Raw genomic sequence first — 11,299 nt, 5'->3', positions numbered from 1 at the left:
GGGCGGCCGCCGTCGCGAGCGCCACCGCCGCCGCCGCGACGCTGCTGGCGGCGCTGGTCGCGCCGGGTCCGTCGTGGACGTTCTGGACCTCGACGTTCGGCGACACCGCCCGGATCGGGGACCTGTTCTACATCTCCAACCAGTCGCTGCGCGGCGTGATCGCCCGGCTCGATCCGGAGACGTCGCATCCGGGGTACTGGCTGTTCGCGGTCGGGTGCGTGCTGGCGCTGTGGGCGTGGCGGGTGCGCCGGGCCGTCCTGGTGGGCGACGTCTGGGGCGGGTTCGCCCTCACCGGGCTGGCCGCGTGCCTGGTCAGCCCGGTCACCTGGGTGCACCACCTGGTGTGGGTGGCGCCCGCCCTGATCCTGCTGGCCGGCGCGGGGCTGCGGGAGCCGGAGCCGCGCCGCCGCCGCAGGCTGCTGTGCTGGGCGGGGACCGCCTACGTGGTGCTGTGCAGCAGCGTGGTGTGGCTGTGGGCGAACAGGTCCGGCGACCCGGACGGGTTCGTCGGCGGCAGCGCGTACGTCTGGATCACGCTCGGGCTGCTCGTCTTCCTGCCGCTGCGCACGCCGACGCCCACCGTTCACCGGGCGGCGGCGCCAGAGTCGATCACCGTACTCGCCGCGCGGTCATGATGCGCGCACGCCGTCCGGCCGTGACGGCGTGCGAGGGGAACCATGACCATCCTCAGCACCATCCTGGGACTGCTCGCGGCGGCGCTGTTCGCGGCGGCCGCCGCGCTGCAGCACCGGGTCACCCGGGCCGTCGCGCAGGCCCGCGGCGACACGGCCGGGCACTGGCTGCCCGTGCTCGGTTTCGCCGCGCGGCTGCTGCGCGACCCGGTCTGGCTGGCCGGGCTCGGCTGCAACGTGCTGGGCTTCGCCGCGCACGCCTCCGCGCTGCACACCGGTTCCATCGCCATCGTGCAGGCGCTGCTGGCGGTGCAGCTGATGTTCGCGCTGCCGATGGCGTACACGCGCACCGGCCGCCCGCCCGCGGCCCGGGACTGGCTCGGCACCGCCGCGGTCTGCGCGGGCCTGGCGGTCCTGGTGCTGGCCCGGGGCGGCGTCGCGCAGACGGTACGCCGCGGGCCGCTGCCCGCCGTGCTGCTGGCCGCGGTGGTCCTGATCCTCGTGCTGCTCACGCTCGCGCGCAGCCGCCCCGGGCGCACCGCCCGCACCGCGCTGACCGGCGTCGCCGCGGGCACCGGGTTCAGCACCACCGCCGTGCTCACCGTCGTCGTCGCCGACCAGCTCGCCACCCGCGGCCCGCTGACGGCAGCGCTGGACTGGCCGGTGTACGCGCTGGGCCTGTCCGGGCTGGTCGCGGCGGTGCTGGCGCAGGAGGCGTTCGGCAGCGGCTCGCTGCCGGCCGCGCTGACCGCGATGACCGTCGCCGACCCGGTGCTGAGCTGGCTGTGGGGCGCGCTGCTGTTCGACGAGGCCCCACCGGCGAGCCTGGCCGCGCTGTGGTCGCTGACCCTGGCCGGGGCCGCGATCGCGGCCGGCGTGGCCCTGCTCGCGTACTCCCCCACCCAGCGCGTGGCCGCCGACGCGACCCGCGCCCCATGATCGCTCGACTTGCCTGGCACCTGGGCGAAAGCGCGTCCAAGATACGCACACCTGCCCGGCAAGTCCGATGACCTTGGGGCGCACCGGGGCGTGCCGAAGAGTTCTTGCGGCGTTAGCCGGAAGTACGTCCGCTACGCGCCGCGCGGCCGCCCCGGATCGGCCACAGTTGCCGCCATGGCATGGGACCTGCACGACTACCGCCTGGTGACCGCCAGCGCGTACCCCGGCATGATGGCGCCGCTGACCGAGCACCCCTCGTGCGTCTGCGTGCTGTCCGGCGACGCCGACGCCGACCTGCCCGGCACCCGGGCGCTGTCGCTGGAACGGCTCGACGGCGTACGCCGCCGCTGGCGTTTCGGCGACGTGGCCCGGCTGGCCGACTTCGTCCCCAAGGTGCTGGCCGAGGCCCCGGCCGACGACCGGCCCATCCTGCTGGTGCCGCCGCGGGCCAGCACCGCGTGGGAGGCCGCCGCGGCGGCCTGGCCGGGCCGGGTGCGGCTGGCCGCCGGGCCGCCGGCGGTCGTGGAGCGGCTGGCCGAGGACAAGGTCTACATCCGCGCGGCGCTGCAGGGACTCGGCGTGCCGGTGCCCGAGGCGCTGGCGCTCGACCGGGACGAGCTCGACTTCACGGCCGTGGCCCGGCGGCTGGACGCGCCGTTCATCGCGCAGACCCCGAACGGCGCGGGCGGGCAGGGCACCTACCTGGTGCGCGACGCCGCCGACCTGGCCGCGGCGCGGCAGGCGCACCCGCACGTCACCCGGTGGCTGCTGTCGCGCTACGCCGGGGACGTGACGATCAACGTGGCCGGGGTGGTGCACCCCGACGGGGTGCGGCTGCTGCCCGCATCGTTGCAGATCAGCGGCATCCCGCAGCTCGGGTACGCGTTCGGCGGCTACTGCGGCAGCGACTTCGCCACGCCGCGCGTCGACCCGGGCGCGCTGGCGCAGGCCTACCTGCACACCGGGCGCATCGGGCACTGGCTGGCCGAGCAGGGCCACCGCGGCCTGTTCGGGGCCGACATCGCGGTGTCCGGCGGCGACGTGGCGTTCCTGGAGGTCAACCCGCGCATCCAGGGCTCGTCGTGGCTGCTGAGCCGGCTGCAGGAGCGGCACGGCCTGGACCCCTGCCTGCACCAGCACCTGCGGGCGCTGCTCGGCGAGCCGCTCGACCCGGCCGGCGCGGCCCGGCCGGTGCTCGCCACGGCGGGCAGCCACCTGCTGGTGCGCTGGACCGGGCCGGGCGGGGTGGTACGGGCGGTGCCACGGCCCGACTCGTACGCCGGAATCCAGGTCACCGGCCTGCCCGCGCTCGGCGTGACCCTGCTGCCGGGCGCGATCCTGGCCCGCCTGGAGTCGAGCGCGAGCCTGTCCGCACCGGACGGACGTGCCCTGCTGCCCGCCACCGGTGCGCTGGTCGCCGCGCTCACCACCGCCGTGGCCGTCGAGCCGCTGCGCTGAAGGAAGGGCACCTTCTTATCGTTTTCCGTAGCGGAAGGGCACCTTCTTAACGCTTCGTGCGTGGGGTGGCTTGGCTCGGGTCAGGACGTGGCGGTGGCGAGCAGGCGGGACTGCACGCGGTTCGCGGCGGACCGCAGGTAGGGTGCCCGGCCCTCGTGGGCGGCCGCGTGCGGCGAGCACGCCCCGTGCCGGCGCAGCACCTCGGCCAGCCGGTCCTCCAGGAACACCGGCTCCCCGCGTACCCCCGTGGTCTGGTCGGCGCAGGCCAGCGCGTCGGTGACCGCGGAGCGCTCGTCGTCGAACTCGGCCAGGCTGCCGATGCCCTGGGCGGCGGCCAGGAATGACGCGCCGGAATGGTGCGCCACCAGCGCGCACAGCCGCGCCGGCCAGCCGCGCCGCCGCAGCAGGCGCGCCCCGTCCAGGGGGTGGAAACCGGTGTCGCGGGCCGCCGCCGCGTATCCGATGTCGTGCAGCCAGGCCGCGCACAGCAGCAGGTCGCGGTCGGCCGGGTCGACCGCGGCGGCCAGGTCGGCCGCGCGCCCGGCCACCCCGGCGGTGTGCGACCACCGCTGCGGCAGGTCGCCCAGCAGCTCGTCGGCCAGGCACATGGCCTGGGCGGGCACGAGACGATCGATGATGATCAGCGACACGTGGCTGACGGTATGCCCGTGCACCGCCCCGCTCAACCGATGTCGTCCACCGGCCTTCGACTGTTCGCCTGCTGTTCACCTGGCCGGTGTGCGCACCCGGGCACACCCACCGCACGGCCACGGCCACGCCGCCATCGACCGAACGCCTCGGTTGTTCGCTCCGCAACGATGTCCGATCGGTGGGCGCGCTGAAACACTTACGTATTTAACGTCCACATCGCACTGTCGGGCGATCACGGGGAGAGCGCGCCATGAGACCACGTCCATACGTGCGCTGCCTGGGCTGCGACCTCGTCGGCCCGGCCGAGCGCCTCGACTACGAGCTCGGCGACGACGGCGACGTGGCCTGGGCGCAGCGGGTGACCTGGCAGTGCGCCGAATGCGGCTACCTCGACGCGATCACCGCGGACCAGGTGCTCGACCTCGACGACGTGCACACCTGCGTCGGCTGCGCGGCGCGGACGCCCTGCCCGGCCTCGGCGGCACGGGTGGAGTGCGAGCGGTGCGGGCTCATCGGCCTGGGCCCGGCCACCGCCGACCCGGAGATCGCCGGGCAGTTGCGGGCCATCGAGGCGCTGCACGACATGGAGCTGCGCGTACAGCAGGCGCTGCGCGCCAGCCGCGACCCCTCCACCGGACCCCACCCCGCCTGACGGGGCCGGGTCCGCGGATTCGGGGAAGGCGCGGGAATCCGGCGCGAGTTTCGTGCACTCTCCCCGAACCCGTCGGGCCGGGCCGCCCGAGAGGAACGGCCGGCCGGCGATGCGTGGCATGATTCGCTGCGACGGCCGGGGCCCGCCCGGGCGGCGGTGATCGTGCCCGGCGGCGGCCGTGGCCGGAGAGGCGGCAGCAGCGTGCGGACCGCGGTGATGGGAGCCGGTTCCTGGGGCAGCGTCTTCGCCAAGATCCTGGGCGAGGCGGGTGGCGAGGTCACCATGTGGGCCCGCCGGGAGTCCATCGCGGACGCGATCCGCGCCACCGGCCGCAACCCCGACTACTTCCCCGAGGTGACGCTGCCGCGCAACGTCACGGCGACCGCCGACCCCGCGTCCGCCCTGGCCGGGGCCGAGCTGGTCGTGCTCGCGGTGACCTCGCAGACGCTGCGCGCGAACCTGAGCGCGTGGGCCGGGCTGATCCCGGCCGGCGCGACGCTGGTCTCCCTGATGAAGGGCATCGAGCTGGGCACGACCAAGCGGATGAGCGAGGTCATCGTGGAGACCACCGGCGTCGACCCGAGCCGGGTCGCCGTGGTCACCGGGCCGAACATCGCGCCCGAGCTGGCCGTACGCCAGCCGGCCGCGGCCGTGGTCGCGTGCACGGACCTGGACCGGGCGGCCGCGGTGCAGGAGGCGATCACCACGCCCTACTTCCGGCCGTACACCAATGACGACGTCATCGGGGCCGAGCTGGGCGGGGCGGTCAAGAACGTGATCGCCCTGGCGTACGGCATCGCCACGTCGATGGAGCTGGGCGAGAACATCAAGGCCACCCTGATCACGCGCGGCCTGGCCGAGACCACGCGGCTCGGCGTCGCGCTGGGCGCGGACCCGCTCACCTTCGCCGGCCTGTCGGGGCTGGGCGACCTGGTCGCCACGTGCTGCTCGCCGCTGACCCGCAACCGCACGTTCGGCGAGCACCTGGGCCGCGGTCTGAACCTGGAGCAGGCCCAGGCGGCCACCCGGTACACCGCCGAGGGGGTCAAGAGCTGCCTGGCCATCCGGGACCTGGCCCACAAGCACGGGGTGGAGATGCCGATCACCGAGCAGGTGGAGCGGATCTGCCACGAGGGCGTCGACCCGAAGGTCGCCCTGGCCACCCTGATGAGCCGGCAGACCAGGCCGGAGTAGCGGTCAGCCGGCGGGCTCCCCCTGCCAGTGCCGCTCGAACACGATCTTGTGCCGGTCGCCGGGCAGCACGTTGAGGGTGCACTGCACGGGCTGCCCGGCCGCGGTGTAGCCGGTGTCGTAGTGAGCCGCGACCGGGGTGCCGGGGCCGAGGCTGAGGCGGTGGATCTCCTCGGGCGTCGGCATCCGGATGAAGATCTCGTCGATGGCCCGGTCCTGCCGGTAGCCGAGGTCGGCCAGCACCTGGTCGGTGCCGCGGGGCAGGTACGCCGGAGACATGATCTCCGAATCCTTGACCAGGTCGATCGGGAAGTGCGAGTCGTTGATGTTGGTCGGCTCGCCGTTGATGAACCGCACCCGGCGGCGCGCCACGACGGTCTCGCCCGCCGCGATGCCCAGCCGCTGCGCGAGATCGGGCGCGGCCTGCACCAGTGACACCTCGATCGCCTGGTGCGGGGTGCGACCCTCGGCGACGATCTGCTGCGAGAACCGGTCCATCTCGGGGGTGGCCGGGCGCGGGCGGGACTTCTCCTGCGGCCGGTAGACCATGTGCTCGCGGCGGCGCACGAAGTAGCCGTGCGGGCGGCGGGCGACGATCAGCCCTTCGGTGACCAGGATGCCGAGGCCGGTGCGCACGGTCTGGCGTACCACGCCGAACCGGTCGGCGATCTCGTGCTCGGTCGGCAGCCGGTCGTCGGGCCGCAGCTCCCCCGACATGATCATGCCCCGGTACGCGGCGGCGATCCGCTGGTACGCGGGCATCGCCGAACTCCGGACCGTCTCCACGTGCCCGCCTTCCCGACGCTGCGACGCGTCTGCGATCGATGTCTTGACAACCGATCCAAGTCCACCGCACCATCATACGCAACATCTACATTGTCTAGTCAATGTAGATGATCTAATGCTCTGCCCAAGGAGGCGCTCATGTCGGACTTCGTATCCACCCTGCGGGCACGGCTCCCCCGGATGATCGAGGACCTCGCCGCCCTGGTCGCCGTCGAGTCGCCGTCGGAGGACCCGCGCGCCACCGCGCACAGCGCCGACGCGGTCACCGCCCTCGGCAGCCGCCTGCTCGGCAGCTCCCCCGAACGCCACGGCGCGCACCTGGTCTGGCGGCACGGCGGCACCCGGGTGCTCCTGGTCGGCCACCACGACACGGTCTGGCCGGTGGGCACCCTGGCCCGCTGGCCGTTCCGGGTCGACGGCGACCGGGCCACCGGGCCGGGCTGCTTCGACATGAAGGCGGGCCTGGTCCAGCTGTTCCACGCGCTGTCCACGCTGCCCTCGCTCGACGGGATCACCGTGCTGGTCAACGCCGACGAGGAGGTCGGCTCGCCGGTCTCCCGGGCGCTCATCGAGCAGGCCGGACAGGGTGCGCGGGCCGCGCTGATCGGCGAGCCCAGCGCCGACGGCGCGCTGAAGACGGCCCGCAAGGGCATCGCCCGCTACCGGCTGGAGGTGACCGGCCGGGCCGCCCACGCCGGGCTGGACCCCGCCCGCGGGATCAACGCCGGGGTGGAGCTGGCCCACCAGGTGCTGGCCGTGGCCGGGCTCGGCGGCGGCGACACCTCCGTGACACCGACCGTGCTCACCGCGGGCACCACCGAGAACACCGTCCCGGCGGCGGCCGGGCTCGCCGTCGACGTGCGCGCCTTCCACCAGGCCGAGTTCGAGCGGGTGGACCGGGCGATACGCGGGCTGCGCCCCGTCCTCCCGGGCAGCGGCCTGGCCGTGCACGGCGGGGTCAGCCGGCCCGCGCTGCCGCCCACCGCCTCGGCCGGCCTGTACGAACTCGCCCAGGTCGTCGCGGCCGAACTGGGCCTGGCCGCGCCCGCGGGCGTCGCCGTCGGCGGGGCCTCCGACGGCAACCTGACCGCCGGGTTCGGCATCCCGACCCTCGACGGCCTCGGCCCCGTCGGCGGCAACGCCCACGCCGAAGGCGAATGGGTCCACCTGCCCGCCATGCCCGAGCGGGCCGCGCTGCTCGCCGCACTCGTCGATCGGGTGCTGCGCCCCCGGGCCCAGGCGTGATCCGCCGCGGTGCCCGGCCGCGGGCGGGCCGGTCCCGGCCCGCCCGCCTTTTCCGCCCCGGCCGCCCACTCCCCCTCCCTCCGCGTGAATCGAGACGACCCATGTGGACCCCGCAGGCCGGTTTCCAGCACTCGCAGTACGGCAGGATGCCCGCGGCGCAGCGGCTGTTCCTGCAGCGGTGGATCGAGATGCTCTCCCCCGAGGTGAACTTCCGCCGGCGGCTGCGGCCCGTCTCGGACGGCCTGCTGCGCAAGGAACTGGCCGCCGTGGAGACCACCGGGGCCGACAAGCGGCGGCTGAACGGCAGCACCCTGTACGCGGCGCTCCTCGACGAGGAATGGGCGGCGACGCCCAGGGCCATGTTCCAGCGGCTGTCCGCCGAGCAGGTGGCCGCCGACCCGGTACGCAGCGCCGAGCGTATGGCGCACGGCCTGATGCTCGCCGGCTACAGCCCGCAGACCCTGCACGGCGCGCACCGGGTCCTGCTCAACGGGCAGCGGTTCCAGGACCAGCTCGACGAGATGCAGCAGTGGCACGCGGAACGGACCGCCGCCCGCACCTTCCGGCTGGCGGTGCCGGTCGCCCGCAGCGGCACGATGATCAAGAGTTTCGGCTGGGAGCAGCCGCACTTCGAGACGCTGGAGCCGGCGTTCCAGCAGCTCGTCGTCGCCGCGGAGACCGCCGGGCACGCCCCGCGCAGCGCCCGCTACCTGCTCGTCGAGGTGACCGCGCACGATCCGACCGCCGCCGCGATGACGTTCCTGGAGCACTTCGAGCGCTACCAGCTCCAGCTGCGCCCGCCGAACAAGCCGTTCGCCATCGGGCACCAGCTCGTCATCGTGCACGACGAGTACCCGGCCCCGCAGGGGCGGACCGTGCGTTTCCCGATGCCGCCGCGGTTCGCGTACGAGCAGCCCGAGCCGGTGGACGGCAAGGTGGCCCAGCGTGTGATGGCCGCCGCCGAGCGCGACCCGGTCCTGCACACGCTACTGCTGCAGTACCTGCTGGCGCTGCGCGAGCTGGCGAAGGGCTCGGTGCGCGACGCCTTCCAGGCGCTGCTGCCGCTGCTCGACGTCGGCTTCGAGTGCGACGAGGGCCCATGGGCGCAGCGCACGGCGTTCGCCCGCACCATCGAGATCGCCGCCATCCTCATCGCGGCGCACACGCCCCGGGCCCACTTCGGGCACCTGCGGCGCTACCTGCGCCGGCCGGTCCCGACCAACCCCAAGGGCGCCCGCGGGCCGTGGACCACCGGCGCCGACAGCGCCGACCTCGCGCTGCTCACCGGGCCGGGATGGGCCGAGGTCGCGGCCGCGTACCAGTGGAACGGGCTGCTCCTGCGGCGCCGGGCCGAGCTGCTGGACCTGCTCGCCGCGCCGGGTCGGGCGGTCGCCCGGACCCGGCGCACGGCGCGCTGGGACATGGCCCGCGCGGTGCGGGCCCGGCACGCGTTCGCGCACCGCGGCGAGCCGATGACAGACGCGTACGGCCTCTCGGTCGCCCTGGAGGCGGCCTACCTGTGCCTGGTCGCCCGCTGCTCGGCCGTGGAGCGCGGCATCAGCTTCCCGGACCTGGTGACCCGCCTGGACACCGCCACCGGCGGCGAACCGGCAGCCCTGGACTGGCGGCGGCTCGTCGCCGAGGGCGAATGGTCACTGGCCTGGTGCGTCAACTGACCACACCACCCCGAAACGAAGGAAGAGCACCGCCTCGGCGGCCGCGGCCCACCTGCGGTCCGGCGGGCTCCAGGTCGCCGAGACCGTCCAGGAGGTACGGGTGACGACCACCGTGCCGTACGGCAGCCGCCACCGGCGCGACGGCACCGGGCCGCCGGTCGACCCGCCGACGGGTCCGAACACGGCGACCGCCTCGGCGACCAGGTCCGCGAACGCCGTGTCCAGCTGCGCCTCGGTCTGCTAGGTGCGCCCGGTGACCCGTACCGTGAGCATGATGTCCACGTAGTGGACCTCGTCCCCGGGCGGCGGATCGGCGACGCGCCGGACGTGGCTCACCGGGCTTCTCTCCGTGGCGGCCGGCCGATCCTAACGCCGCTCGGCGGGCTGCGCGGGGCCACCGCCGCACGCCGATATGTGATCATGGCCGTCATGACCATGGCTCTGCACAGCATCACCGTCGACTGCCACGACTGCTACGCGCAGTCCCTGTTCTGGACGGAGGTCACCGGCTGGCAGGAGGATCCGCAGGACCCGAACGGCCCCGGCGACCCCAACGGCCGCCTGGTCGGCCCGCACTGGATCAACCTGCTGTTCATTCCGGTTCCGGAGGGGAAATTTGGCGAACCAAGAACCGGTCACCACCGTATGCACCTCGACTTGATGCCGACTGTCGGGACTCGTAATGAGGAGGTCGAGCGGCTTCTGGGGCTCGGGGCGACGCTGGTCGGCGATCATCGGAAGCCGGACGGTACCGGCTGGGTTGTGCTGGCCGACCCTGAAGGTAACGAGTTCTGTGTCGAGCGCAGCCCCGCTGAGCGCACCTCGGCAATTTGAGGTTATGGCATTGATAAGGAGGTCGGCCCATACGTAGCCAGCTAGCCGTAAGTCCATCGTCGACGTTCGGTTTACTCCGTATGGCTCATGTCGATAGAACGTAAATTAATTGGTTGACTGACCGTGGCTGTGCGGTAACCCAACTAAGCCGAACGATGGTGCCGAGTCATTTCTGCAGCCTACAGACTCTCGAGGTGACTAGCTCTCGTCTACGAGTCTCCGCTGCCTTGGCGACCTGCGTGCTGATCGCGGGTGCTGCAGGGTGCAGTTCTCCGCCACCGGCACCAGTCGCGGCTTCATCTGCTTCTCCAACGGCACAGCCATCCGCCCTGACGACTGCTGCTGCGAGCCCGTCCCCTTCCGTGTCTCCTTCGCCGTGGACCCCGCCGCCGGTGACGGTCGACTTCACCTGCGACGACAAGACCTACACCATCGCTATGGACGCCAAGGGCGCTCCCATGTTCACCAAGGTCTGGGCGGCAAAGATCGATCATTGCGAGGGATACGGAAGCGACGACAAGATCGCGCGGAGCACTCCTGCCTTGACCACATTCGAAGCCGCCGTCGATCGTCTGCTGGGCCACGAGGAATACGACAGCACGCTTGCGGACATCTACGTCGTATGCGCCATGGTGGATCCGAACACCGACTACGCGGGGACCGGCGAGATGGCACTCACAGACGAGAGAGAGATGAAGGCTGCACTCACTCTCTGCCCTAAGCACCCTCGCGCCAGCCAGTGGAAGCTGGTCCTTTCGGGCCGGATCTTCGAAGATGGCACCTATCTTGTCGGGCAGCAGTCCAAACCTGGAGAGTACGTCAAGCCTGGGACCTACGTGATCCAGCTTGGCCCAGACGACGGGGTCATTGATGGCTGCTACTGGGAACGCACGAACAAGTCGGGGAACATCATCGACAATAACTTCATCCTGAGCGCGAAGCGTGTGCAGGTCACGATCAGGTCTGGCGACTACAGCTTCACGTCACGGGATTGCGGTACTTGGCGCCCGCTGTGACTTGAGGATGGAACCCGCGTCTGTCTGACTTCCCCTCGCCGACAGCCATGTCATGATCTTTAATGGAGCCGAGCAGCAAAGAAGTCCAAGCAAGCAGGGCCGCGAAGTAAGAAACGGGCCATGTGTACGGCTCTCAGGGGCTGCGAGATCGAGTGCCCGGCAACGAAGTGGTGCTGGCGAACGGTTCTTGGTTCGACCTCATCGTCACGGGTCTCTGGT

At 72.6% G+C, this 11,299-nt stretch carries 12 protein-coding genes; 9 read left to right on the top strand and 3 right to left on the bottom strand.

The genetic code is table 11. The annotated features are described in order from the left end of the window. From Cco03nite_RS37880 to Cco03nite_RS37870, 3 genes are all read left to right on the top strand, one after another. A partial coding sequence (locus Cco03nite_RS37880) for a glycosyltransferase 87 family protein (protein ID WP_203698852.1) occupies positions 1-635 on the top strand: 635 nt, incomplete at its 5' end. 42 nt (positions 636-677) lie between these two features. Then, positions 678-1,571, top strand: a complete 894-nt coding sequence (locus Cco03nite_RS37875) for a DMT family transporter (protein WP_203698851.1) — start codon at positions 678-680, stop codon at positions 1,569-1,571. Positions 1,572-1,745: 174 nt separating this feature from the next. Then, complete coding sequence (locus tag Cco03nite_RS37870; RefSeq protein WP_203698850.1) at positions 1,746-3,029, top strand: ATP-grasp domain-containing protein; 1,284 nt, start codon at positions 1,746-1,748, stop codon at positions 3,027-3,029. Between the two features lie 80 nt (positions 3,030-3,109). Here Cco03nite_RS37870 and Cco03nite_RS37865 read toward each other — a convergent pair whose 3' ends face one another. Beyond that, entirely contained in the window at positions 3,110-3,679 is a 570-nt protein-coding gene (locus Cco03nite_RS37865) for an HD domain-containing protein (RefSeq protein WP_239167982.1), read from the bottom strand. Positions 3,680-3,930: 251 nt separating this feature from the next. Between Cco03nite_RS37865 and Cco03nite_RS37860 the strand changes: the two genes are divergently transcribed. Further along, positions 3,931-4,332, top strand: a complete 402-nt coding sequence (locus tag Cco03nite_RS37860) for a hypothetical protein (protein WP_203698849.1) — start codon at positions 3,931-3,933, stop codon at positions 4,330-4,332. 216 nt (positions 4,333-4,548) lie between these two features. Beyond that, positions 4,549-5,526, top strand: a complete 978-nt coding sequence (locus tag Cco03nite_RS37855) for an NAD(P)H-dependent glycerol-3-phosphate dehydrogenase (protein ID WP_203698856.1) — start codon at positions 4,549-4,551, stop codon at positions 5,524-5,526. Positions 5,527-5,529: 3 nt separating this feature from the next. Here Cco03nite_RS37855 and Cco03nite_RS37850 read toward each other — a convergent pair whose 3' ends face one another. Further along, positions 5,530-6,309 carry a GntR family transcriptional regulator gene (locus tag Cco03nite_RS37850; protein ID WP_239167981.1) on the bottom strand — a complete coding sequence of 260 codons (780 nt, stop codon included), beginning with the start codon at positions 6,307-6,309 and terminating at the stop codon, positions 5,530-5,532. Positions 6,310-6,447: 138 nt separating this feature from the next. Between Cco03nite_RS37850 and Cco03nite_RS37845 the strand changes: the two genes are divergently transcribed. Both Cco03nite_RS37845 and Cco03nite_RS37840 read left to right on the top strand, forming a co-directional pair. Then, positions 6,448-7,554: a M20 family metallopeptidase gene (locus tag Cco03nite_RS37845; protein ID WP_239167980.1), complete on the top strand. Its 1,107-nt coding sequence runs from the start codon at positions 6,448-6,450 to the stop codon at positions 7,552-7,554. 101 nt (positions 7,555-7,655) lie between these two features. After that, on the top strand, positions 7,656-9,230 hold the full coding sequence (locus Cco03nite_RS37840) for a hypothetical protein (protein ID WP_203698848.1): 1,575 nt from the start codon (positions 7,656-7,658) through the stop codon (positions 9,228-9,230). Here the strand turns inward: Cco03nite_RS37840 and Cco03nite_RS43205 are convergent. Then, entirely contained in the window at positions 9,207-9,413 is a 207-nt protein-coding gene (locus Cco03nite_RS43205; RefSeq protein ID WP_373314426.1) for a hypothetical protein, read from the bottom strand. The genes Cco03nite_RS37840 and Cco03nite_RS43205 overlap by 24 nt on opposite strands. 246 nt (positions 9,414-9,659) lie before the next feature. Here Cco03nite_RS43205 and Cco03nite_RS37830 point away from each other — a divergent pair, with 246 nt between their 5' ends. Continuing rightward, positions 9,660-10,064, top strand: a complete 405-nt coding sequence (locus tag Cco03nite_RS37830) for a VOC family protein (RefSeq protein WP_203698846.1) — start codon at positions 9,660-9,662, stop codon at positions 10,062-10,064. A 392-nt stretch (positions 10,065-10,456) separates the two neighbouring features. Further along, entirely contained in the window at positions 10,457-11,080 is a 624-nt protein-coding gene (locus Cco03nite_RS37825) for an Rv1352/Rv1906c domain-containing protein (protein ID WP_203698845.1), read from the top strand. Positions 11,081-11,299: the final 219 nt, after the last annotated feature.

The sequence above is a fragment of the Catellatospora coxensis genome, assembly GCF_016862635.1.
In the GTDB taxonomy this organism is placed as follows: domain Bacteria; phylum Actinomycetota; class Actinomycetes; order Mycobacteriales; family Micromonosporaceae; genus Catellatospora; species Catellatospora coxensis.
The sequence above is the reverse complement of the archived record's forward strand: the minus strand, read 5'-3'. Positions and strand labels throughout refer to the sequence as shown.